Genomic DNA, 23,607 nt, shown 5'->3' with positions numbered 1-23,607 from the left:
GAGAAGCCGCCATGACGCCCACCGCTGTCATCGAACTCGGCCGCCAGGCCGTCGAAGTCACCCTGATGGTGTCCGCGCCGCTGTTCCTGGCGGCGCTCGTCACCGGCCTGATCATCAGCATCTTCCAGGCCGCCACCCAGATCAACGAAATGACGCTGACCTTCGTGCCCAAGCTCGTCGCCATCTTCGTGACCCTGGTGCTGGCCGGCCCCTGGATGATCACGATGCTCACCGACTTCATGCGGCGGCTGTTCGAGTCCATCCCGTCGATGATCGGCTGACGCCGGCCCGTCGCCCAGGAAGATGCTCAGCGTCACCGCCGCCCAGCTCGACGCCTGGCTTGCCGCGCTGATGTTCCCGCTGGCGCGCATCCTCGGGCTGTTCGCCTCGGCGCCGATCTTTTCCAACCGGGGCGTGCCGGCGCGCGTGCGCCTGGCAATCGGCCTGGGTGTGGCGATCGCGCTGCTGCCGGTGATGCCGCCCATGCCCGACGTGCCGCCCAGCTCCGGCGTCGGGCTCGCGATCTTCGGCCAGCAGATCTTCATCGGCATTGCCGTCGGCTTCATGATCCGCATCGTGTTCGCCGCGGTGGACATGGCGGGCGCGCTGATCGGCATGCAGATGGGCCTGTCCTTCGCCATCTTCTTCGACCCCGACGCCGGCGGACAGACCGCGGTGCTGTCCGACTTCCTCAACCTGATTGCCACCCTGCTCTTCCTCGCCATCAACGGCCACCTGCTGATGATCGAGGTGCTGGTGCGCAGCTTCGAGTGGCTGCCGGTGGGCACCGACATCGTGCGCGCCGAAGGCTGGGGCTACATTGCCCGCGCCGGCCTCACCGTCTTCGCCGCCGGCCTGCTGCTGTCGCTACCGGTGATCGGCGTGCTGCTGGTGGCGAACATCGCGCTCGGCGTGCTGACCCGCGCCGCGCCCCAACTCAACCTGTTCGCGGTGGGCTTTCCGGTCACGCTCACGGCCGGCTTCATCGGCGTGCTGCTGATCATGACCAACTTCGCGCCGGTGCTGCAGACCCTGTTCGAACGCGGCTTCGACGAGATCGGCCGCATGCTCGAAGCGCTGGCGCCGCTGCCGCGGCGCTGAGGGCCCTTCCACGGCTTACAGCGCCGGGAAGATGTGCGAGCGTACGAGCTGGATCTCGGCGTTGGCGTAGCGGTGCGCGAACGGGCGCGTCGACTCGATGCCCTCTTCGTAGCGCACGATCTCGTAGCCCGCGAAGCCGCCTGCCTCCACCAGCTGGCGCGCATTGCGCAGGAAGACCTGACGGGCCTCGCCGTCGCCGCCGGTGAAGAGCGACTTCATGCGCAGGGCCATGCGCACGCGGTCCTTGCCCGCCTCGCGCACGTCGATGCGCCATGTCGGGGCGAAGGGGTCGTAGATGGCGAATGCAATCAGTCCCCCGGCGATATATTCGGGCTCGAGCATCTTCAGGTCGCTCAGCATCATCAGCCCACCGGCAATCGCCGCCACCGGCCCGCCATAGTCGCCCGCCACCTGCTCGGCCTGCTGCAGCGCGCGGGACATTGACGAGGACTTTCCCTCCTCGGGCGCAGTCGCGCATCCGGCAGCAAGGAGGGCGGCAGTCAGGGCAAGCAGGACGCGCATGACGATACTCAGCTGAGGTAGTTGAAAAGCGAAAGGCCGGACACCCGCATGAAGGACTGCTGCGCAGCCTGCAGATAGGTCTGCTGCTGTGTCAGGCGCGAAATCGCTTCGGCGTAATCCACGTCCTGCAGGCCGGACAAGGTGGACGCGTACTGCAGGTCGAGATCGCTGCCGAGACTGGCGAGCGCTTCGGTTTCGGTAAGCTGCGAGCCGATCTGGGCGCGGGTCTTGAGGATGTTCTCCTGCCCGGCGTCGAAGGTCTCGAGGGCAAAGGCGACGGCGCCCGTCATGCCTGAAGCGCCGGGCTTCTCGAGTGCGGAGGCGAACATCGCCATGTTGTTGAGCAGGTTGGTCGAGGGGACGAAGATCTCGAACGCGTCGCCGCTTTCCACGGTGGACGCCGAAAGATCGAATGTGATGCCTTCAATCGTTACGGAGCCACCCGCGGGGAAGGTGCTCGGCGCCATTGCCACTTCCGTTCCGTCCTGCCCGAGCTTGGTCACCTCGTAGGAGCCTGGGGTGCCGTCGGTGTAGACGAACTGATAACGTGTTGCCGGATTCGCCAGCGCCGGATCGACGGCGCTGATGGTCGGCCCCCCCTGCCCGGCGTTGTCCGGCTTTGCATAAAGCTTGACCGTATCCGGATTCAGCGCCAGCGTCCGGTCGAAGACATCGGACCCCGGCAGGCTGACCGGCATGTAGCGCGAGGCCGAGACCTGGATCGTGCGTTCGCCCTGGTCGCCGTTGTAGGACACGCCGGACAGGCCGCCGTCGTAGGGCTGCTGCTGCGACCGGTGGCCACCGAAGATGTAGTCACCGGTACCGTCCTGGCTGTTCGCGAGCGCCAGCATCGCTTCGAACTGGGCCTTCATGTCGGTCGCCATGTAGCGCAGATCCTCGGGAGCCATGGCGCCGTTGCCCGCCTGCACCGCACGCTCACGCACGTAATGCAGCACATCGCCCGCGCTCTGCAGGCGCGATTCGAGCAGCTTCATCGCGTCGTCGGCGTAGCCGATGTTCACCGCGAACTGGCTGTTGACCGCCTTGGTCTGGCCGATCTCGAGCGCTCGCGCAGAGGCGATCGGATCGTCGGCAGGCGTGAGCACCCGCCGGCCGGTGGAGACCTGCTGCTGCGTGTGCAGGATGTTCTTCCATTGGTTCTGGATCGCACCGACGCCGCGGTCGTAGATCATGGAGGTCGAGATACGCATGATGATCTCCGGAATGTGCCGGCTCAGCGGCCGATGCTGATGAGTTCGTCGAACAGCCGCTGCGCCACCGTCATGACGCGCGCCGAGGCCTGGTAGGCGAGTTGATAGCGGACCAGGTTGGCCGCCTCCTCATCCAGGTTGACGCCCGAGACGCTGTCGCGCGCGCTCGTGGCCTGATCGAGCAAGGATTCCTGAGCGGCTTCGTTGACCTGGACCTCGCGCGTCTTGTTGCCGACCGTGGTTACCGTCTGGGCGTAGAGCGACTGGAAGGTGGCGGTGGGCCGGCCGCTGGCGTCGGCGCCCAGGACCTTGGTCGTCTGCAGCGCGCCGAGCGCAACCGCATTGCGATTGTCGGCTACACCGGCGACGCTCGGGCCAAAACTGAATGCGTCACCCGACTCGGGCGTGCCGCTGAAGCGGAAATCGAAGGTGTAGCCACCGGGCCCCGTGACACGGAACTGGACACCGGACGAATCCGCGGAAGGCGTGTAGGTCGTGCTGCTGCCACCAGACGGGTAGCTGCCGTCGGTCACCCACTCGCCGGTCGCGGCATCCATCTTGAGCCGCTCGATCGTGAAGCCCGCGGGCACCGTCAATGCCGGACCGGTTCCGTCGAAACCCAGCGCAAACGCGGAGAAGTCCGGCACCCCGTCACCCGAACCGTCCATGCCGGCGATGTCGCGGATATCGATGTTGGCGACCTTGCCGGTCCCCTGATTCGTCAGCGGCGACGTCACCGAGACCGGACCGCCGGCCGCGATCTCACGCGGGTCGGAGATGCCCACGGCGATGTTGCGGGCGGCGTTGCGCGTAGGCTGGATCAGCAGGCCGTCGGCAGGAATGCTCGCTGCACCCGGCAGGGAAACGGCAATCCCGCCCCCCGTGAGCGTCGCCGGCCAGGCGGGAGCCGGTGCAAGCGCAAGCGAAGCCAGCTCCTCATCCCCCGCAAAGAGCCTGACGGATCCCCCGCTCACGAGCACGCGGTAATCCTTGGCACGAACCTCGCTCACATCGGTGATGCTCGTACTGACGCCCGCCACCGCCGGCACCACGGTCGGGGCGATCGGCTTGAAGAAATCCTTCCCGAGAACGCCCTCGAGATCGACCCCGAGCTTGTGCTGTGCGTTGAACGTCTCCGTGATCCCGAGCGCGATGAGGCCCAGTTCGTTCTGCGCAGCGTCGAGCGAGACCAGGCGGAACTCCAGCAGCCCACCCAACTCGCCGCCGCTCAGCAAGGACTCGGCGATCTCGATCGTATTGCCACCGGGTGCCGTCAGCGAGATCGCGCCGCGCTGCGGGTCGGCAGCGCTCGGGATCACCTGGAACTGGGAAACCGTGCCGCGCAGCACCAGAGGCTGCCCGGAGCCGATGAACACGGAGACCGCACCATTGGCCTTGCCGCTGTCCGTTTCGTCGACGACGGTGATCTGCACCAGCTTGTTCAGCTCGGCCAGCAGCTGGTCGCGCTGGTCGAGCAGGTCGTTGGCCGGCGCGCCGGCGCCGCCCGCCTGGGCGACGACGATGCGCTGGTTCATCTCGGCGATCGCCTTGGCATAGGTGTTGATCGACTCGACCGTCTGGACGATGCCACCCTCGACCCCCTGGCGGACCTCTTCGAGGCGGGTGTTCAGCGACTGGAAGCGCGACGCGAGCGCCTGACCATTGGAAATCAGGGACTGGCGCGCCGCCACGCTGGTGGGGTTGGAGGCCACTTCCTGCACGCCAGCAAAGAAGTTCGCCAGTGCGGGCGACAGGCCGGTCGTGCTGTCGGCAAGCAGGTTGTTGATCTGGCCGATCTGGGCGCTGTAGGCACCGTACTGCGCACGCCGGTTATCGGCCTGCAGGACCTGGTTCTCGAGAAACTGGTTGTACGAGCGGGTGACGGAAGTGACGTCGGTACCCTGCCCGAAGAAGCCCGCGCCGGTGAACAAGGGCGGGCGCGCGGCCTGGCCAACCGTCTGGCGGTGGTAGCCGACGGTCCCTGCGTTGGTGATGTTGTGACTGGTCGTATTGAGCTGGGCCTGTGCCGCGTTGAGGCCCGAGACTCCGATGTTGAGCATGCCAGCCATGATGGTCTTCCTGATCTGCGATTACCTGACAGGAGAACAGCAAGAAGCTTGCCACCCCTGAAGCGGCAATATCAGCCGATGGAGGCCAGGGCGTTGCGCAGCGTGGCGCCACCGATGATGCGGGTCAGCTTGTCGGCGTACTGCGGATCGGTGGCATAGCCAGCGTCCTGAAGGCCGCGGGCAAAGCCGCTGACCTCCGTCTGGCCGAGCACGCCGGCGTAGCGCGGGCTGCGCGCCATCAGCTCGGCATAGTCGCGGAAGGACTCGGCGTAAGACGCGTAGGAACGGAAACGGGAAGGCTCGGTGTAAGCCCGACCGCCGGCATACTCGGTGACGGCCCGGTCGACCGTCTTGCCGGTCCAGGCCGAGCCGGCCTTGATGTTGAAGAGGTTGTAGCTCGGACTGCCGTCGGCATGGCGCAACTGCTTCTCGCCCCAGCCGGTCTCGAGTGCGGCCTGCGCCACCATGAAGGCGGGCGGGATACCGGTGCGCTTGCTCGCCTCGACGGCATGCGGCCACACCTCCGTCACGAAGTTACGGGCCTGCGCGGACACCGCTCCGGTGGCATCGCGCGCACTCTGGATCGCTTCACGGAAGCGTGCCTCGAGCAAGGCATTGTCGACCGTGGAGCCGACGTCGAAAGCGGGCGTATCCTTGGCACCGGACAAGACATCCGGGCTGGCGGCAAGCGCAGCGCGTTGCATCGCGGCAGAAATTGCCGGCCGGCGGGTGACGCCGGCAAGATCGAAGCCGCCACCGCCCTGCCCCGGCGGAGCCAGCGCATCGATCGCGCTGGCCTTGTCGTCCTTGCCGCCGAGCTGGCGGTAGATGGTCTCGGACAGCCCGGTGCCGCGCCCCTGGGACAGGTTCAATGCGAGCTGCTGGTCGAGCAGGCTCTGGTATGTGCGCGTCTGGTCACTGTCGAGCATGCTGTTCGACGGCGTCGCCTCGCGCATCGACTTCATCACCATCTGCATGAACAGCGCCTCGAACTGCTTCGCGGCGGCACGCAGGGTGTCGTTCGACTGGCCGTCGGTGCGCGCCAGCCGTTGCAGGTCACGCAGCGAGTTGGGATCGAAAGCGTTGAGCTGGACACCGGCGTTCATGTCGCTGACCTCAGATGACCTCGAGCTCGGCGCGCAGGGCGCCGGCCGCCTTCATCGCCTGCAGGATGCTGACCAGGTCCATCGGCTTGGCGCCAAGCGCATTGAGCGCCTTGACCACGTCGGCGAGGTTGCCGCCGGCGCGCACGTTGTGGATGCTGCCACCGTCCTGGCGAATGTCGACCTGGCCCTGGTTCTGCGCCGCCACGGTCACGCCCTGCGAGAACGGCGCGGGCTGGCTCACCTGGGTCTCGCTATTCACGGTGACGGTGAGATTGCCATGCGACACCGCGACGTTCTGCAACGTCACGCGCTGGTTCATGACCACCGAACCGGTGCGCGAATTGACGATGACCTTGGCCACCTGCTCGCCCGGGGTCACCTTCAGGTTCTCGAGCTGGCCGAGGAAGCTCACGCGCTGCGAGACGTCGACCGGCGCCAGCACCTGGATGCTGCGCGCATCCAGCGCGCGCGCCGCGCCCGGTGCGACGCCGTTGATCGCGTCCACCACGCGACGCGCGGTGTTGAAGTCGGCGTCGTTGAGTTCGACCATCACGAAGTCGCCCTGCCCCACCGACGCGGCAACGCCGCGCTCGATCGTCGCACCGCCCGGAATCCGCCCTGCCGCCAGATGGTTGATGGTCTGCGCCGCACCGCCCGCGGCCCCACCGGCCCCACCGACCACCAGATTGCCTTGCGCCACCGCATACACCTGGCCGTCCGCGCCCTTCAGCGGTGTCATCACCAGCGTGCCGCCACGCAGGCTCTTGGCATTGCCGATCGAGGACACGGTGACGTCGATCGGCTGGCCGGGCCGCGCAAACGGCGGCAGGCTCGCGGTGACCATCACCGCGGCGACGTTCTTCAGCTGCATGTTGGTGCCCTGCGGCACGGTCACGCCCATGTTGCCGAGCATGTTGACGATGCTCTGCTTGGTGAAAGGCGTCTGCGTGGTCTGGTCGCCGCTGCCATCCAGGCCGACGACGAGGCCATAGCCGACGAGCTGGTTCTCGCGCACGCCGGCAATGGTGGCAAGGTCCTTGATGCGCTCTGCAGCGGCTTCCGCCGCCGCGGAGTAGAAGATGCCGGCAGCGACCGCCGCCACCAGGCCTCGCATCAGCAGGGATTGGAATCGGTTCATGGCTAGGCTCGGTCAGAAAGGCAGGATGGCGAGGAAGAAGCGCTGCAGCCACCCCATGGTGTTGGACTGGTCGATGAAGCCGCTGCCGCGGTACTCGATGCGTGCATCCGCCACCTGCGTCGACTGCACGGTGTTGGTCGACGTGACCGTATTGGGATCGATCACACCCGAGAAACGGATGAACTCGCTGCCCTGGTTGATGGCGAGCATCTTCTCGCCGGACACCAGCAGATTGCCGTTGGGATAGACGTCGATGACCGTGACCGTGATCGTGCCGTTGAAGGCGTTGTTTGCACGGGCCGAGCCGGTGCCGGTGAACTCCGAATCGGCTCCGGCTTCGATGTTGAGGCCATTGAGCCCGCCCAGCGGCAGGCGCGAGCTCGCGGTGATGCCGCCGGTCATCTCCGAGCCGCGCGAAGCGCTGGCATTCGCGCTCTTGGTCGCGGTGTTGCGCTCGACGAGGTTGATCGTGATGATGTCGCCGACATGGCGCGCGCGGCGATCCTCGAACAGCGGCCGCGCGAGTGCGGCCTGGTAGATGGCGCCATTCGCGGAAGGCGCCGGCAGGCGGCTGTCGGGACGCACGCTCATCGGCTGATGCACGGCCGTTGGCGGCACGGTGTCGATCGAGGCACAGCCCGCCAGCAGCGCGACGCCGACAAGCAGGAAGGAGGCGAACAGGGGCTTCATGAACGGCCTCACAGCTGGGTCAGGCGCCCGAGCATCTGGTCGGACGTGGAGATGGCGCGCGAGTTGAGCTCGTAGGCGCGCTGCGTGACGATCATGCTGACCAGTTCCTCGGCCACGTTCACGTTAGAGGTCTCGACATAGCCCTGGTTGATGACGCCGGCACCGTTGGTGCCTGCTTCGGTGGGCGTGGCCTCGCCGCTCGACGCGGTTTCGTAGAACAGGTTCTCACCCGCGCTCTGCAGGCCACCGGGGTTGATGAAGGTCGCCACCTGGATCTGGCCGACCGGCTGGGGCTCGACCTGATTGGGCAGCGTGACCGTCACGGTGCCGTCCTTGCCGATGGTGATCGACTTGGCGTCGGCCGGGATCTGGATGGCATCGAGCAGCGGATAGCCGCTCGGGGTGACGACGTTGCCCTGGTTGTCGAGCTGCAGCGCGCCGTCGCGGGTGTAGGCGGTGGTGCCGTCGGGCATCGCGATCTGCAGGAAGCCGTTGCCCTGGATGGCGACGTCGAGCGCACCGCCGGTCTGCTGCAGGCTGCCCTGCGTGAAGATGCGCTCGGTGGCCACCGGACGCACACCGGTACCGATCTGCAGGCCGCTGGAGACCTGGGTCTGCTGCGTGGTCTGCGCCCCCGGCTGGCGGATCGTCTGGTACAGCAGATCCTCGAACACCGCCCGCTGGCGCTTGTAGCCGTTGGTGGAGACGTTGGCCAGGTTGTTGGAGATCACGTCCAGCGAGGTCTGCTGGGCATCCAGCCCGGTGCGGGCGGTCCACAGGGAGCGGATCATGATGAAGTCCTCTGTTCTGCGTTGCCGTGACGGCAGGCTTTGCCGTCACGCGGCGGCGATTGCCGCTTTTCCATGGAATCAGTCTAGGCCCTTGCCGGTCTCGACCATCCCGAGATAAACAACGCAAAAACCGTGCTAATCGTGCGGAGGACGATCGCGGCCGTTCAGTTCGACGACAGCACCTGGGTCGCAGCGCGGTCATTGGCCTCCGCGGTCTGCATCATGCGCACCTGCATCTCGAACTGGCGGGCGAGCGAGATCATCTGCACCATCTGGTCGGCGACATTGACGTTGCTGCCCTCGAGGTAGCCACCGGCGACCTGCACGTTGGGGTCTGCCGGGGCCGGCGCGCCGTTGGCGAGGCGGAACAGGCCGTCGTCACCGCGCACCAGATCGGTCTCGGGCGGGTTCACCAGCTTCAACTGGGCGACGAGGTTGACCACGCCGGTGCCCGGGTCGATGGACGACACCGAGCCATCGCGGCCGATGACGATCTCGGTGTCGGGCGGAATCGCGATCGGCCCGCCGTCGCCGACCACCGGCTGCCCCTCGCGGGTCTGCAGGATGCCGGCCGGGCTCAGCATCAGGCTGCCGTTGCGGGTGTAGGCCTCACTGCCGTCCGGCCGCTGCACCGCGAGCCAGCCCTTGCCTTCCAGCGCGACGTCGTAGGGCCGACCGGTGTACTGGATCGGCCCCGGTGTGAAGTCGTTGGCGACGCTGGCATCGACGGCGAACGAGCGCGTGCGCAGGGCTTCGGTCTGGATTTCCACCGCGCGCAGCTTGTGCAGTTGCGAGCGGAAACCGGTCGAGGCGGCGTTGGCGATGTTGTTCGACACCGCCGCCTGCTGGTCCATCGTGCCCTTGGCACCGGTCATCGCGGTGTAGATCAGGCGATCCATGTTCGACTCCCCTCTTCCTGTCGGCCCGCAGCCCGTTCAGTCATCAGCGCAGGTTGACCAGCGTCTGCAGGATCTGGTCCTGCGTGCGGATCGATTGCGCGTTGGCCTGGTAGTTGCGCTGCTGGATGATCATCTGCACCAGCTCCTGGGTCAGGTCGACGTTGGATTCCTCGACCTGGCCTGCGGAGATGACGCCGTTGAGCCCGTTACCCGGTTCGCCGCGGGCGAAACCGCCCGATTCCGGCGTCTCGACCCAGTAGTTGTTGCCGATGGGCGACAGGCCGTTGTTGTTGCGCACGGTCGTCAGGTTGACGATGCCGATGTCCTTGGTGATGCCGTTGGTGTAGCGCGCCTGGATGGTGCCGTTGCGGCTGATCGACAGGCCGGCGATCTCACCCGGGGCGGAGCCGTTCTGGGTCAGTTCGCGCGGCGTGGACTTGCCGCCGAACTGGGTGATCATCGACATGTCGACATTGATCACGCTCGGATCGGCGTCCGGCCCGAGATTGGAGGTCAGCACGAAGTCACTCGGCGGCACGAGCTTTCCAAGACCGTCGAAGTTCAGCGTCGCGTTCGGCGTGGCCGGTAGCGTCGCCGTGTCGTTGTCCAGAACGGTGTAGACGTCCCAGGTGCTGTTTACGACATCGGTGCGACGGACGAAGTACAGGGACAGCGAGTGCTCCTTGCCAAGGGAGTCGAAGATCTTCAGCGCGGTCGAGTAGGAATAGGTCTCCGGATCATTCGGGTCGAGCGGCGTCGTGGCCCCGTCGATCGTCTCCACATCCGCGCTGAGGTTCAGGCTCAAACCGACTTCGGTGGTGGCCGCCGCGCCGACACCGGTGGACGGAATCACCATCGTGCGGAACGAATCCGCCGTGACGGTGGCAGGCGCACGGACGTCACCCGAAATCGGATCCTCGACCTGATAGCCCATCAGGCGGTCGCCGAGCGGGGTGACGATGTAGCCCTGCTTGTCGATGTTGAACTGGCCGTTGCGCGTCAGTGCGAAACCACCGCTCTGGAGCTCCACCTCGAAGAAGCCGTTACCGTTGATCGCCATGTCCAGCGGATTGCTGGTGGTGGTGATGTTGCCCTGGGTGAAGGACTGGCGCACGGCCTGCACCGCGCTGCCGATGCCGATCTGCACCTTGGACACCGCGCCGGTGAGCGAAGACGCGTAGGCGTCGGCGAACACCGTGCCGGAGTTCTTGAAACCCACGGTGCTGGCGTTGGCGACGTTGTTGGAGATGACGTCGAGCGCCTTGGAGGAAGAGTTCAGGCCGCTGAGGCCCTGCTGGAATGCCATGATCGGGGCTCCGGATCAGAGAATCTGCTTGACGTCGTCGACCTTGAACACGCCGAGGTCGCCCACCTGGAGATCGGTGCCGCTGGCACCACGGACGATGCTGGTGACCGGACCGAACTGCAGCGTCCGTCCGCCCACCGCCTCTTCGCCAAGCGTCGCCGACAGGGACAGGGTGTAGATGCCGTCGGCCGCACGCGAGCCATCCTCGGCGGTGCCGTCCCATACGAAGTTGTGGCTGCCCGCATCGACGTCGTTGAACACCATCTGCTTCACGACCAGACCCGAGCTGTCGCGCACCGACAGCGTCACGCTGTCGGCCGGGGTATCGATCTCGAAACCGCCGATGGCACCCGCTTCGGTCAGCGCCAGGCGCGAGCCTTCCACCAGCACACCGCGCCCGAGCAGCGCCGCCGCATTCAGCCCCTCGGCCGACGCCTGGGAGTCGAAGAAGGACTGGACCATCTTGTTGAGACGCTCGATGCCATCCACCGTGCTCATCTGCGCGAGCTGGGAGGTCATCTCCGCGTTCTCCATCGGGTTCATGGGGTCCTGGTTCTGGAGCTGCGTGGTCAGCAGCTTCAGGAACCGGCCCTGCATGTCCTCTTCTGCCTTCTGGACAGGTTCGCTGCGGGCCAGGCTGGCCAGCACGCTGTTCGCTGTCTGATTGTTCGACACGGTGGTCATGGATCTCTCCTGCTAGCGGCATCGTTTGCCGGACGGCGCTTACTGTCCGATCTGCAATGTCCTTTGTAGCAAGGTCCGTGCCGTGTTCATGATCTCGGCGTTGTTCTGGTAGGAGCGCGACGCGGAGATCATGTTCACCATCTCTTCGGCAACGTTGACGTTGGGCATCTCGACGTAGCCCTCGGCATTGGCCGCGGGATTGTTCGGCTCATAGACGAGACGCATCGGCGCAGCGCTCTCGACGACCTGCGTCACCTGCACGCCCACGGCCGCGGGCCCGGCCACCTGGCGGGCGGCGAACACGACCTGCTTGGCGCGGTAAGGCTCGCCCGTTTCCGTGGTCACGCTGTCGGCGTTGGCGAGGTTGGAGGCCGTGGTGTTGAGTCGCAGCGACTGCGCGTTGAGCGCGGAGCCAGCGATCTGGAAGACGTTGAGCATGCTCATGATGGAACCCCTTACTGACCGGTGAGCGCCGTGTTCATCGAGCGGATCATGCCGCTGATGAAAGTGACGCTCGCCTCGTAGCGCAGCGCATTCTCGGCGAAGGCCGCACGCTCGACGTCCATGTTGACCGTGTTGCCGTCGACCGCGGACTGGTATTCGTTGCGGTACTTGACGAAGCTGCCGGCGCCCGCGCTGCCGCCGGCGGCGATGTGCGCCTGGTGCGTGGTGTCGAGCGCGACACCCGACTGCCCCCCCTTCCCGATCGCGTTCTGCAGCGCGCTGCGAAAGTCGATGTCGCGCGCCTTGAAATGCGGCGTGTCGGCGTTGGCGATGTTCGAGGCGAGCAGTTCCTGGCGGTAGGCCTGGAGATTGAACGCGGCCTGGTGGAAACGCATCTGGTTGTCTAGCAGGGTCTTCATCGCCTTACCTCGCGGATGAACGCCGCTTCCGCAAACGGGAAACGGTCTCGATGGCAGTGGAAGGTGCAGCTTTCATGCCAGCGATGGTAAGGCTGGACCCGCCTCGCTCCTCTGCCGATAAGGCGGCGGAAAACCGCCCATATCTGCCGCTTGTCGGCGCGGGCGGCAAAAGCTGCCGGCAACTTGCCTCCCCGGGTGAGGCATGCTGCAATCGGGACCATGAAGCGTCTCGCCACCCCCCTTGCTGTCCTCACCGTCGGCCTCAGCCCCCTCTCACCCGCCATCGGCCAGCAGCCCCCGCAGGCCGTGGAAAGCACCGTGCGCACCTTCCTCGAACGCCAGATGCAGGGGATGCCCGGCGAGCCACGGATCAGCGTCCGCGCCTTCGATCCCGCCAATCAGTTGCCACCCTGCGCCGCGCTGGAACCCTTCCTGCCACCGGGCACGCGTCCCTGGGGCCAGCTCACGGTGGGCGTGCGCTGCGACTCTCCGGTCACCTGGACCGCTTACGTGCAGGCGCAGGTGCAGATCTTCGGTCCCTACCTGGTCACGACCCGCGCACTGCGTTCGGCAGAGGTGATCCGCGAGGGCGACATCGAGGTGCGCGAGGGCGAACTCACCGCGCTGCCGGACAACGTGCTGTCCTCGCCCGAGCAGGCACTGGGCCACCTCACGCGCTTTGCCCAGGCTGCCGGCGCGCCGCTGCGGGCGGGCAGCGTGCGCCTGCCGGATGCGGTGAGACGCGGACAGACCGTGCCGATCTTCACCCGCGGCCCGGGCTTCACGGTCTCGGGCGAAGGCCAGGCGCTGAGCGCCGCCGCGCCCGGCGAAAGGGTCAGGATCCGGCTCGGCAACGGCCAGATCGTGCAGGGCCTGGTCCAGCCGGACGGCAGCGTCAGCGTCGACTTCTGAGGGGCGTCATGCAAATTCTCCACGGACGTGAAATAAATCACTAAAGTTTCACGGAGCGCGGTCGTGAACACACACGAGTCAATGCGTTCCTGGAGACCATCATGAAAATCGAGAACACGGGCAAGGCCTATGTTCCCACGCCCGTGCAGGATGCCCGTGCGCCGGCCGCGCGCGGGAAGACCGAAGCGCAGTCCGGCAGCGACAGCGTGCAACTGTCCCCGCTGGCCACGCTGATGAAGAAGGCGGAAAGCGCGATCTCGAGTTCGCCCGAGATCGACCAGAAGCGCGTGGACGAGATTCGCCAGGCCATCGCCGAGGGCCGCTTCAAGATCGACTCCAGCCGCATCGCCGACGGGCTGATTAACAGCGTCCGCGACATGCTCGAGTCGCGCGGCTGAGGCATCGCGGAGTAGTATTCGGCTTCTCGCGCACTGACCGTCATCCGCCCGACCGGACGACCCGACCCGATGAAGCAACCCGCCCCGACGCCCACGGCTGCCGACCAGCAGCGACTCGCGCTCCTCATCGAGGCGGAGTCGATGCAGCTCGGCGAGTTCCTCTCCCTCCTCGACCGCGAGGAAGGCCTGCTCGTCAAAGGCGAGACCGACGCCCTGGTGGCGATCGCCAACCAGAAGAACGAGCGCTACCGCGAACTCCAGCGCCTGCACGACGAGCGCTCGCGCCTGCTCGGCCGGCTCGGCTACAGCGTCTCGGACGCCTCCATCCGCAGCATCTGCGCCGGCCTGCCGCGCGTGCTCGCGCGCTGGGACGAGGTCGTATCGCGCGCGCGCCAGGCACGCGACCGCAACGCCCTGAATGGCCAGCTCATCCTCGAACGCATGGCCGGCAACCAGGCAGCGCTGACGGTGCTGCTGTCCGCCGCCAATCATCCGCAGCTCTACGACGCCGATGGCCTGGCCAAGCCCACCGGCGGCGGTCGCATCCTCGGCAGCGCCTGAATATTCATTCAGTAGCCTCCTCTGCTATCCTTGCGCCCTTCGTGACATCGAACGGGCCCGCAGCATGGCAGGCAAACAGTACGACGAATCCTCCTTCCGCGTCCTGAAAGGACTTGAGCCGGTGCGCGAGCGCCCCGGCATGTACACCCGCACCGACAGTCCGGCGCACATCATCCAGGAAGTGATCGACAACGCCGCCGATGAAGCGCTCGGCGGCTTTGCAAAGAAGATTCACGTCACCCTGCACCTGGACGGCTCGGTCACCGTGGCCGACGACGGCCGCGGCATTCCGGTCGGCCTGCATCCCGAGGAAGGCGTGCCGGTGGTGGTGCTGGCCTATACCCGGCTGCATGCTGGCGGCAAATTCGACAAGCGCGAGGGCAATTCGGCCTACGCCTTCTCGGGCGGCCTGCACGGCGTCGGTGTGTCGGTCACGAACGCCCTGTCCACCCGCATCGAAGTCGAGATCCGGCGTGAGGGCAAGATCCATCGCATCGATTTTTCCGAGGGTGGCGAAACGATCAGCCCGGTGCGCATCGAGGGCGATTGTGGCCGCCAGACCGGCACCCGGGTGCGGGTGTGGCCGGACGGCAAGTATTTCGAGTCGCCGCGCGTGCCCATGAACGAGCTCGAGCGCCTGTTGCGCTCGAAAGCGGTGCTGCTGTCCGGCGTCGCGGTGCGGCTCGACATCGAGCAGGCCAGCGGTCCGGCGCTGAGCAAGACCTGGTCCTACCCCGAAGGCCTGGCCGGCTACCTGAAGGAACTCGCCGGCGACGTCGAGCCGGTGGCGCCGATCTTCACCGCCGAGAAGTACGCCGGCAAGGACGACCCGACTTTCGCCACCGGCGAAGGCGCGGCGTGGGCGCTGGCATGGTTCGAGTCGGCCGTGCCGAGCGAGTCCTACGTCAACCTGATCCCGACGGTGAATGGCGGCACGCACGAATCCGGCCTGCGCGCTGGCGTGTTCGAGGCGATGAAGTCCTTCATCGATCATCACACCTTGCTGCCACGCGGCGTCAAGCTGCAGCAGGAGGACGTGTGCGGGCGCATGAGCTTCGTGCTGTCGGCACGCCTCCTGGACCCCCAGTTCCAGGGCCAGGTGAAGGAGAAGCTCAACTCGCGTGAAGCGGTGAAGCTGGTCTCCTCGCAACTGCGCGACCCTTTCGAGATCTGGCTCAACAACCACGTCGAGGCAGGCAAGGCCATCGCCGAGCTGTCGATCAAGCAGGCGCTGGCGCGGCAGAAGAGCGCGCAGAAGGTCGAGAAGAAGAAGACCTCGGGGGTCGCCGTGCTGCCCGGCAAGCTGTCGGACTGCGAGTCCGAAGACCTCGCCGACAACGAGCTCTTCCTCGTCGAAGGGGACTCCGCCGGCGGCTCGGCCAAGATGGCGCGCAACAAGGAAACCCAGGCCATCCTCCCGCTGCGCGGCAAGGTGCAGAACGCCTGGGAGATCGACCCTGACCGCCTGTTCGCCAACGCCGAGATCCACGACATCGCGGTGGCGCTCGGCGTGGACGCGCACAAGGCCGACAGCGAGGTGGACCTCTCCGGCCTGCGCTACGGCAAGGTCGTCATCATGTCCGACGCCGACGTGGATGGCGCCCACATCCAGACCCTGCTGCTCACCTTGTTCTTCCGCCACTTTCCCAAGCTGATCGAGCGTGGCCACGTGTATGTGGCGCAGCCGCCGCTCTACCGCGTGGACGTGCCGGCCCAGGGCAAGAAACGCCCCCCGCGCCGCCTTTACGCGCTCGACGAGGGCGAACTCGCCGCCATTCGCGACCGCCTGGAGAAGGAAGGCTTCAGGCCCGACGCGATCGAGATCGGCCGCTTCAAGGGCCTGGGCGAGATGAACCCCGACCAGCTGCGCGAAACGACCATGGATCCCGCCACCCGCCGCGTGCTGCCCGTCAAGGTGCGCAGCGGCGCGCTGCAGGACACGCTGAAGATGTTCACCCTGCTGATGGGCAAGGGCGAAGCCTCGAGCCGGCGTGCGTGGATGGAAGAGAAGGGCGACAGCGTCGAAGCCGACGTCTGAGATGTCTCACAGAATCAAACCAAGCAGTGCAATGACGACCGATACCCCAGACCTGTTTGGCGCGCCCGAACCCACCGACGCCGCGCCGAAGCCCAGCCAGACCGTGCCAGCCATTGCGGGCGCAGCGATGACCGCCGGCCCGACGCCGCCGATGCACGAGGACGGGAGTCCGCCCCCGCCTCCCGCCCCGCCCGCCGACCCGGAACCCGAGCCCGAGGACGACGGCACGCTGGCCCTGGACCGCTACGCCGAGCGCGCCTACCTCGCCTACGCGATGAGCGTGGTGAAGTCGCGCGCGCTGCCGCAGGTGGAAGACGGCCTCAAGCCTGTGCAGCGCCGCATCCTGTATGCGATGAACGAGATGCGCTTGTCGTCCACCTCCAAGCACGTGAAATCCGCGCGCGTGGTCGGCGACGTGATCGGCAAGTACCACCCGCACGGCGACACCAGCGTCTACTACGCGATGGTGCGGGTGGCGCAGGACTTCTCGCTGCGCTATCCGCTCGTCGACGGCCAGGGCAACTTCGGCTCGCGCGACGGCGACTCGGCGGCGGCAATGCGTTACACCGAATGCCGCCTGACGCCGATCGCCGAGCTGCTGCTGTCCGAGATCGACCGCGGCACGGTGGACTTCATCCCCAACTACGACGGCGCCTTCGAGGAGCCGCAGCTGCTGCCCGCGCGCCTCCCGTTCGTGCTGCTCAACGGCGCCTCGGGCATCGCCGTGGGCATGGCGACCGAGATCCCGCCGCACAACCTGCGCGAAGTGGCCGAGGCGGCCTGCCACCTGATCCGTCATCCCGAGGCCACCCTCGATGACGTGCTCGGCATCATCCCCGGCCCCGATTTCCCCGGCGGCGGGCAGCTCATCTCGCCGCCCGAGAGCATCCGCGAAGCCTACGCGTCGGGTCGTGGCAGCCTGCGCCTGCGCGCGCGCTGGAAGATCGAGGAACTGGCGCGCGGCCAGTGGCGGGCGATCGTCGAAGAGCTGCCGCACGGCGTGTCCGCCGCGCAGGTGCTGTCCGAGATCGAGACCCTGACCAACCCGCAGCCGCGCGCCGGCAAGAAGGAAGTCTCGCAGGAGCAGAAGAACCTCAAGCAGCTCGTGCTCGGCGTGCTCGACACGGTACGCGACGAATCCAGCGACAAGGCGCCGGTGCGCATCGTGCTGGAGCCCAAGTCGAGCCGCCAGAACCGTGACGAGTTCATGGCGGTGCTGCTCGCCCATACCAGCCTCGAGACCTCGGCCTCGGTCAACATGACCATGATCGGGCGTGACGGCCGGCCGCAGCAGAAGAACCTGGTGCAGGTCCTGCGCGAGTGGATCGACTTCCGCTACGTCACGGTCGAGCGCCGCACCCGCCATCGGCTGGACGAAGTCGATCGCCGCATCCACATCCTCGAAGGCCGCATGATCGCCTTCCTGCACATCGAGGAAGTGATCCGCGTGATCCGCGAGTCGGACGAGCCCAAGCCGGCGCTGATCGCAGCCTTCGGCCTCTCCGAGATCCAGGCCGAGGACATTCTCGAGATCCGTCTGCGCCAGCTGGCACGGCTGGAAGGCTTCAAGATCGAGAAGGAGCTGGCCGAGCTCAAGGACGAGCGCGACGGCCTGCAGCACCTCCTCGACAGCCGCGCGGCGATGACCAGGCTGATCCTGAAGGAGATCCAGGACGACGCGAAGAAGTACGGCGACGACCGCCGCACGCTGGTCGAGGCGGTCGCTGCGGTGGCGCCGGCCGAAATCTCCGTGCCCGACGAACCGGTCACCGTGATCGTGTCGAAGAACGGCTGGGTGCGCTCACGCCAGGGCCACGGTATCGACCCGGCCGGCATCGCCTACAAGGCCGGCGACTTCGGCTTCGCGGTGGTCGAGACGCGCACCACCTGGCCGCTGATCGTCATCGACAGCAATGGCCGCGCCTACACGGTGAAGGTGTCCGACCTGCCCGGCGGCCGCGGCGACGGCGCGCCGATCACCACGCTGGTGGAGTTCCAGGACGGCGGCAAGCTGGCGCAGGTCGTCACCGACACGCCGGAAGCGGTCTACTTCTTCGCCAACAGCGGCGGCTACGGCTTCCTGTGCAGCGTCGCGGACGCGACCAGCCGCCAGCGCGCCGGCAAGGCTTTCATGAGCCTGGAGAAGGGCGAGAAGGTGTTGCCGCCGGCCAGGGTCTTCGGCGACTGGATCGCGGCGGCGTCCGAGAACGGCCGCCTGCTGGTCTTCCCCCGCCCGGAAATGAAGACGCAGAGCGGTGGCCGCGGCGTGATCGTGATGGCGCTCGACGAAGGCGAGGCGCTGGCCGCGGTAGCCGTGCCCGCCGACGATGCCGTGCTCACGATCGAGGGGACGGGACGGGGCGGCAAGACCGTGAGCATCGAGCTCAAGCCCTCGCAGCGCGAACCGCTGCGCCACCGCCGCGCACGCAAGGGCGCGCCGCTGGCACCGAAGGTGAAGCCCGAACGCATGGGCTAGCGGACCGGGGCGCCGCTCCTCGGCGGCGCCCCGGCATTCACTGGCCGTCGGCGGGGGGTGTCGCGGTCTCGGCGGGCGGCAGGATGGAACGGATCGGATCGTTGGGCGGGATGATCGCCGGACCGGTCGGCGCCGGCTCGGCATTGCGCGACTCGATCAGGATCGCGACGCGGCGGTTGCGTCCCCTGCCCTCGTCGGTGGCGTTGTCCGCTACGGGGCGCTGGTCGGCGTAGCCCGCGGCCGTGAGGCGATCCGGCGCCACCCCGCTGTCGATGAACAGGCGCGTCACCGTCGAGGCACGCACTGCCGAAAGCTCCCAGTTCGACGGGAAGCGGTAGGTGCTGATCGGCAGGTTGTCGGTGTGGCCTTCGACCGTGATCGGGAAAGGCGTGGCCGCCAGCACCTGCGCGACCGCCCGCAGTGCCTCGACCGCCGGGGTGGACAACATGGCCTCGCCGGGCGCGAACAGCAGGCTGGCATTGATCTCGATGCTGATGCCGAAAGCCCCTTCCGATACGCTGACCTGGCCCGAGCGGGTCAGCGGCGCCAGAACGCGGCGGATGTCCTCGGCCATGCTGCGCATCTGTTGCGCGGTCTGCCGCCGCACCGCCTCGGCGGACTCCTCGAGCTGCGAGGGTGCCGGCGGCTGCGGGCGCACGACCGGAGCGACCGCCACCGGCGGCAGGATGATCTGCTGGCCGCTCTCGTTGATGTTGAGGCTGCGAAAAGCCTGCACGATCGAATCGGACAGCACGCGGTACTTGCCCTCGTTGATCGAGGACAGCGAGTACATCACGACGAAGAAGGCGAACAGCAGCGTGATGAAGTCGGCGTAGGAGACCAGCCAGCGCTCGTGGTTCTCGTGCTCTTCCTCGTGCCTGCGTCGGCGTGCCATGGTTCAGTCCCGGCCGTTGTGGCTCACACCACGTAGCCCTGCATGCGGCTGGCGATGATGCGCGGGTTGTCGCCGTTGGCGATGCCCACCAGACCGTCGACGAACATCTCGCGCTGCATCGTCAGCGCGGCGATCTGCGCACCCAGCTTCTTGGCGATCGGCAGGAAGACGAGGTTGGCGAAACCGACACCGTAGATGGTGGCGACGAAGGCCACGGCGATGCCCGCGCCCAGCTTGGACGGATCGGACAGGTTCTCCATGACATGGATCAGGCCCATCACCGCCCCCAGGATACCGATCGTCGGCGCATAGCCCCCCGCCGCTTCCCAGATCTTGGCGGACTGCCGCATCTGCGCCTCCCACGCTCCGATCTCGACCTCGAGCACGTCACGCAGGCGCGTCGGGTCGACGCCGTCGACCAGCAGCTGCAGTCCCTTGCGCATGAAGGGATCGGGCAGGCCGTCGATCTGGTTCTCCAGCACCAGCAAGCCTTCCTTGCGCGCGATCTGGCTCCAGTTGGCTGCCTGCTCGATCATGCGCTCGGGATTGGTCACCGGCGGCACGAACACCCAGCGCACCATGCGCATGCCATCGACGAAGGTCCGCAGCGGGCTTTGCAGCATCACCGCGCCGAGGGTGCCACCGATGACGATCAGGAAGGCGGTCGGCTGTACCAGCGAGGACACGTGCCCGCCTTCGAGCACCTGACCGCCCAGGATCGCAGCCAGGCCGAGCGCGAGACCGAAGACGCTGATCCTATCCATGGCGGCGAAATCCGGAAGCGTTCATGACGACTCAGTCCTGCGCCGGCTTCTTGGGGGGTCTGCCGCGTCGTGCGGGGGGCCTTGCCGCCCCCTCGCCCGCGAACACCGAGGAACGCAGCCGCGCCACCGCCTGGCTGTGAAGCTGGCACACGCGCGACTCGGTGACGCCAAGCACGGCGCCGATCTCGCGCAGGTTCAGCTCCTCGTCGTAGTAGAGCGCCATGACCATCTGCTCGCGCTCGGGCAGGACCCCGATGGCCGACACCAGGCGCCGCCGCATGTCCGCGTCGGCCAGCAGGTCCAGCGGGTTGGAATCCTGCTGCACCAGGTGGCGCTCGAGGAAGTTGTCGTCCTGATCGTGGCTGAAGTCCTCGATGTAGACGAGCTGATGGCCGCGCGCCTCCTGCAGCATGTGCTGGTATTCGGCCAGCGACACGCCGAGCGAATCGGCCAGTTCGCCCTCGGACGGGGGGCGACCGTATTCCTGCTCCAGCATGTGGATGGCCGACTCGATGCGGCGCATGTCGCGGCGCAAGCTGCGCGGCAGCCAGTCGTTGTCGCGCAGGCCATCGAGCATGGCACCGCGGATCCGTTGCACGGCATAGGTTTCGAATTGCGCGCCCAGTCCGTCCTCGTAGCGGCCGATGGCATCGAGCAACCCCATCATGCCGTTCTGGATGAGGTCGTCGACCTCGACACTGGCCGGCAATCTGGACATGAGCTGGTAGGCGATCCGCTTGACCAGCGGCGCATAGGCTTCGACCAAGTGGGCCTTGTCGAGATTACCTTTGGCGTCGTACATCCATTGAGCCTGTATCTTTTTGCGGCGCGATGCAGTCCGCATACCTGACGGAGAAGTGGGTTGCCGGCATTCTCCCGCACTGTCGTAAGCATTACCAGCGGGATACATCACACCGCCACGCATGGTCAGGCACTCAGAGGACGATTGATCCGGCTCATCGCCTCGATCCGGCGCATGAAGGCCACACCGGCCGCGTGCGTCGAGGCGGCGGTGTCCGGGCGCGCCAGGGCCGCAACAAGGTCGTCGCGCTCCGCCTCGCCGACCCACACCAGCGGCAGGCCGACATGGCGCCGCACGAGCGCATCCAGGCTCGAGAAGAAGCGCGCCGCGTCGTCGCGGCTGCGAGCGCGGCACACGGCGACATGCACCGAACCCGCACCGGCGGCAGCCAGCGCCTTGATCGTACGATAGGCCTCGGTGGCACCGCTGGCGCTGGCTTCGGCAACGAGCAGGCGGCAGGGGGCAGCGCCGACGAAGGGCGACGGCTCGGCGGCCGTCTCGCTATCGGCATGGACCAGCACGAAGCTGGCATGGCGATGCAGGATGCGCAAGGCCTCGACCAGGCAGGCGCGACGGGCGTCGTCCAGCAGAGGCAGCGTCAGCGCAGCGGCGACCGCGGACACCCGGCCCATCAGGCCCGGCGCAGGTTGCAGCACATCAGCCAGCGTGGTGCGGCCATCGAGCAATTGCAGCAGGTCGGGACCGGGCGCTTGCTGCAGGGCCGTCGCCAGCCCGGCCTCGCCTTCGGCCTCGTCCAGGATCAGCACCCGTTCGGCGTGGCCGGCGATGCGATGCGCAACCAGCACGGCGTTGTGCGAACGGTGGCGGCCACAGGCGTACAGCGCCACGACTTGAGGCGGCGCGCGGCGGAACAGGCGTCTCAGCCCGGCGGCCTGGTCTTCGCGTCTTTCCAGCATGTCAGGCTCCTCCGCTGGCTGCGGCCAGCATCATGCCAGCCTCGTCGTCGTTCAGGTGCCAGGGCGACTCGGCGCCCTGCTCGCGCAAGGCACGGTGCAGCAGGTAAGCCCGGTTGGGCAGGTGCAGGTCCTCGGGCACGCGCTGGCCGTTGGTCAGGTAGCGGATTTCCAGTCCGTGGCGCACCGCGACGTCGAGCGCCGGCGCCAGCGAAGCCGCTTCATCCACCTTGGTGAAGATGCAGCCGGCAAGATCCTGCCCGGCGTAGGCGCGCACGACGTCGTCCAGCGTATCGCCGCGGGCGGTGGCGTTGAGCAGTAGCAGGCGGCGAACCTCGCCCGCACCGCTCAGCATGGACGCCTGCTCGGCCACCATGCGGTCGCGCTGGCTCATGCCCATCGTGTCGATCAGCACCATGTGCTTGTTGCGCAGGCCGGCGAGCGTCTGGCGCAGGTCTGCTGCGTCTCGCACGGAGAACACCGGTACGCCCAGGATTCGGCCGTAGATGCGCAACTGTTCCTGCGCGCCGATGCGGTAGCCGTCGGTCGTGATCAGTGCGAGCCGGCTGGCCCCGTGGCGCACGACGCAGCGCGCGGCGAGCTTGGCGGTGGTGGTGGTCTTGCCCACGCCGGTAGGGCCGACCAGCGCATAGACCCCACCGCGGTCGATCACGTCGTCGTCCGAAGCATGGGCCCGCATCATGCGGTCGAGCGCGGCACCCGCGGCCTCGCGCGCCTCGATCCGGCTCGCGTCTTCCGGCACCACCTCCGCCAGCTTGCGCGCGGTGGCAGTCGAGAAGCCCGCCTCGAGCAGTTCACCCATCAGCGCGGCACGTGCCGGCGCCTGGCGACGGGTCTCACCCCAGGCAAAACCCGCGAGCTGGCGCTCGATCATGCCGCGAATGCCCGACAGCTCGTCCATCAGACGCGCGTTGGTTTCCTGCAGTTCGCGCATGCGGGCGCTGCCGAAATCGTCCGCGGCCGCCGCCGGCGCAGCGGCAGGACGGCTGCGCAACGCGAAGTCGGCGGTCTCGATGCGCGGCGGCGAGAACGGCCGCACCACGGCCGGTCGTGCAGGCGCAGCCGGTGCCGGACGTGCCGCGTTGCGCGCGGCACTCGCCGCCAGCGCCGAAAGGCTGACGCGGAAGTCACCGTCAAGCGGCTCACGCTCGATCGCCGCGGCCGGCTTCGGAATCGATGCTGCGGCTGGCTCGGCGGCCGGTGCCCTGGACTTTGCCGCGACGGCGGCGCGATTGGCCGCCTGCAGCGCGCTCACCGCTTCGCCCGGCAGGGCCAGGATCTCCACCCCGCCATCGACGGCGCGATTGGACAGCACGATCGCATCGGGACCGAGCGCCTCCTTCAGCGCACGGAGCGCCTCGCGGGCAGTGGGGGCAAAGTAGCGTTTGACGTTCATGGCGTTTCTCCGGGCGGCCTGACTTTTGCCGCAGCTTGAGAAGGATTATC

General features: G+C 67.3%; 24 protein-coding genes. 7 read left to right on the top strand and 17 right to left on the bottom strand.

Annotated features, from left to right (window positions below; genetic code table 11):
* The first annotated feature begins 11 nt into the window (after nt 1-11).
* Together fliQ and fliR are read left to right on the top strand one after the other, a co-directional pair.
* Nucleotides 12-281 carry a flagellar biosynthesis protein FliQ gene (fliQ, locus tag AC731_RS01175; RefSeq protein WP_004264542.1) on the top strand — a complete coding sequence of 90 codons (270 nt, stop codon included), beginning with the start codon at nt 12-14 and terminating at the stop codon, nt 279-281.
* Nucleotides 282-303: 22 nt separating this feature from the next.
* Nucleotides 304-1,101 carry a flagellar biosynthetic protein FliR gene (fliR, locus tag AC731_RS01170; RefSeq protein WP_004264544.1) on the top strand — a complete coding sequence of 266 codons (798 nt, stop codon included), beginning with the start codon at nt 304-306 and terminating at the stop codon, nt 1,099-1,101.
* A gap of 15 nt (nt 1,102-1,116) precedes the next feature.
* On the opposite strand, the gene AC731_RS01165 is transcribed toward fliR, so the two are convergent.
* The 12 genes from AC731_RS01165 to flgB all read right to left on the bottom strand — a co-directional run bounded on the left by AC731_RS01165 (nt 1,117) and on the right by flgB (nt 12,380).
* Nucleotides 1,117-1,623, bottom strand: a complete 507-nt coding sequence (locus AC731_RS01165; protein ID WP_004264547.1) for a hypothetical protein — start codon at nt 1,621-1,623, stop codon at nt 1,117-1,119.
* An 8-nt stretch (nt 1,624-1,631) separates the two neighbouring features.
* Nucleotides 1,632-2,834, bottom strand: coding sequence for a flagellar hook-associated protein FlgL (flgL, locus tag AC731_RS01160; RefSeq protein WP_048708746.1), 1,203 nt, complete (start codon nt 2,832-2,834; stop codon nt 1,632-1,634).
* Between the two features lie 23 nt (nt 2,835-2,857).
* Nucleotides 2,858-4,903 carry a flagellar hook-associated protein FlgK gene (gene flgK, locus AC731_RS01155; RefSeq protein WP_048708745.1) on the bottom strand — a complete coding sequence of 682 codons (2,046 nt, stop codon included), beginning with the start codon at nt 4,901-4,903 and terminating at the stop codon, nt 2,858-2,860.
* A 71-nt stretch (nt 4,904-4,974) separates the two neighbouring features.
* Nucleotides 4,975-6,009 (bottom strand): flagellar assembly peptidoglycan hydrolase FlgJ, encoded by a 1,035-nt coding sequence (gene flgJ / locus AC731_RS01150; protein WP_048708744.1) that lies wholly within the window; start codon nt 6,007-6,009, stop codon nt 4,975-4,977.
* Nucleotides 6,010-6,019: 10 nt separating this feature from the next.
* Nucleotides 6,020-7,147 (bottom strand): flagellar basal body P-ring protein FlgI, encoded by a 1,128-nt coding sequence (locus tag AC731_RS01145; protein ID WP_004264557.1) that lies wholly within the window; start codon nt 7,145-7,147, stop codon nt 6,020-6,022.
* Between the two features lie 12 nt (nt 7,148-7,159).
* Nucleotides 7,160-7,837 carry a flagellar basal body L-ring protein FlgH gene (locus AC731_RS01140; RefSeq protein WP_048708743.1) on the bottom strand — a complete coding sequence of 226 codons (678 nt, stop codon included), beginning with the start codon at nt 7,835-7,837 and terminating at the stop codon, nt 7,160-7,162.
* An 8-nt stretch (nt 7,838-7,845) separates the two neighbouring features.
* The gene (flgG, locus tag AC731_RS01135; protein WP_004264560.1) at nt 7,846-8,628 is read right to left on the bottom strand and encodes a flagellar basal-body rod protein FlgG; all 783 of its coding nucleotides are present in this window, start codon (nt 8,626-8,628) and stop codon (nt 7,846-7,848) included.
* 164 nt (nt 8,629-8,792) lie between these two features.
* Nucleotides 8,793-9,527, bottom strand: coding sequence for a flagellar basal-body rod protein FlgF (flgF, locus tag AC731_RS01130; protein WP_048708742.1), 735 nt, complete (start codon nt 9,525-9,527; stop codon nt 8,793-8,795).
* 43 nt (nt 9,528-9,570) lie between these two features.
* Entirely contained in the window at nt 9,571-10,833 is a 1,263-nt protein-coding gene (gene flgE / locus AC731_RS01125) for a flagellar hook protein FlgE (RefSeq protein ID WP_048708741.1), read from the bottom strand.
* Nucleotides 10,834-10,848: 15 nt separating this feature from the next.
* Nucleotides 10,849-11,517 carry a flagellar hook assembly protein FlgD gene (locus tag AC731_RS01120; protein WP_048708739.1) on the bottom strand — a complete coding sequence of 223 codons (669 nt, stop codon included), beginning with the start codon at nt 11,515-11,517 and terminating at the stop codon, nt 10,849-10,851.
* A gap of 39 nt (nt 11,518-11,556) precedes the next feature.
* Nucleotides 11,557-11,961, bottom strand: coding sequence for a flagellar basal body rod protein FlgC (gene flgC / locus AC731_RS01115; protein WP_004264572.1), 405 nt, complete (start codon nt 11,959-11,961; stop codon nt 11,557-11,559).
* A gap of 11 nt (nt 11,962-11,972) precedes the next feature.
* A complete protein-coding gene (gene flgB / locus AC731_RS01110; RefSeq protein ID WP_048708738.1) occupies nt 11,973-12,380 on the bottom strand; it encodes a flagellar basal body rod protein FlgB in 408 nt (135 codons plus the stop codon).
* A gap of 219 nt (nt 12,381-12,599) precedes the next feature.
* Between flgB and flgA the strand changes: the two genes are divergently transcribed.
* The 5 genes from flgA to parC all read left to right on the top strand — a co-directional run bounded on the left by flgA (nt 12,600) and on the right by parC (nt 18,765).
* Nucleotides 12,600-13,292 carry a flagellar basal body P-ring formation chaperone FlgA gene (flgA, locus tag AC731_RS01105; protein WP_048708735.1) on the top strand — a complete coding sequence of 231 codons (693 nt, stop codon included), beginning with the start codon at nt 12,600-12,602 and terminating at the stop codon, nt 13,290-13,292.
* A 101-nt stretch (nt 13,293-13,393) separates the two neighbouring features.
* Nucleotides 13,394-13,690: a flagellar biosynthesis anti-sigma factor FlgM gene (gene flgM / locus AC731_RS01100; RefSeq protein ID WP_004264577.1), complete on the top strand. Its 297-nt coding sequence runs from the start codon at nt 13,394-13,396 to the stop codon at nt 13,688-13,690.
* A 69-nt stretch (nt 13,691-13,759) separates the two neighbouring features.
* Entirely contained in the window at nt 13,760-14,251 is a 492-nt protein-coding gene (locus AC731_RS01095; RefSeq protein ID WP_004264579.1) for a flagella synthesis protein FlgN, read from the top strand.
* A 64-nt stretch (nt 14,252-14,315) separates the two neighbouring features.
* Nucleotides 14,316-16,289 carry a DNA topoisomerase IV subunit B gene (locus AC731_RS01090; protein ID WP_048708733.1) on the top strand — a complete coding sequence of 658 codons (1,974 nt, stop codon included), beginning with the start codon at nt 14,316-14,318 and terminating at the stop codon, nt 16,287-16,289.
* 127 nt (nt 16,290-16,416) lie between these two features.
* A complete protein-coding gene (gene parC, locus AC731_RS01085; protein WP_418081713.1) occupies nt 16,417-18,765 on the top strand; it encodes a DNA topoisomerase IV subunit A in 2,349 nt (782 codons plus the stop codon).
* A gap of 37 nt (nt 18,766-18,802) precedes the next feature.
* On the opposite strand, the gene motD is transcribed toward parC, so the two are convergent.
* The 5 genes from motD to flhF form a co-directional block, all read right to left on the bottom strand.
* On the bottom strand, nt 18,803-19,660 hold the full coding sequence (gene motD, locus AC731_RS01080) for a flagellar motor protein MotD (RefSeq protein ID WP_048708729.1): 858 nt from the start codon (nt 19,658-19,660) through the stop codon (nt 18,803-18,805).
* A gap of 23 nt (nt 19,661-19,683) precedes the next feature.
* Nucleotides 19,684-20,424, bottom strand: a complete 741-nt coding sequence (locus AC731_RS01075; RefSeq protein ID WP_004264589.1) for a flagellar motor protein — start codon at nt 20,422-20,424, stop codon at nt 19,684-19,686.
* 31 nt (nt 20,425-20,455) lie between these two features.
* Nucleotides 20,456-21,226: an RNA polymerase sigma factor FliA gene (locus AC731_RS01070; RefSeq protein ID WP_004264590.1), complete on the bottom strand. Its 771-nt coding sequence runs from the start codon at nt 21,224-21,226 to the stop codon at nt 20,456-20,458.
* Nucleotides 21,227-21,351: 125 nt separating this feature from the next.
* Entirely contained in the window at nt 21,352-22,143 is a 792-nt protein-coding gene (locus AC731_RS01065) for a MinD/ParA family ATP-binding protein (RefSeq protein WP_048708727.1), read from the bottom strand.
* A 1-nt stretch (nt 22,144) separates the two neighbouring features.
* A complete protein-coding gene (gene flhF, locus AC731_RS01060; RefSeq protein ID WP_004264594.1) occupies nt 22,145-23,557 on the bottom strand; it encodes a flagellar biosynthesis protein FlhF in 1,413 nt (470 codons plus the stop codon).
* Between the last annotated feature and the right edge of the window lie 50 nt (nt 23,558-23,607).

The organism is Thauera humireducens (assembly GCF_001051995.2).
In the GTDB taxonomy this organism is placed as follows: domain Bacteria; phylum Pseudomonadota; class Gammaproteobacteria; order Burkholderiales; family Rhodocyclaceae; genus Thauera; species Thauera humireducens.
This window is presented reverse-complemented; position numbering and strand designations above follow the sequence as displayed.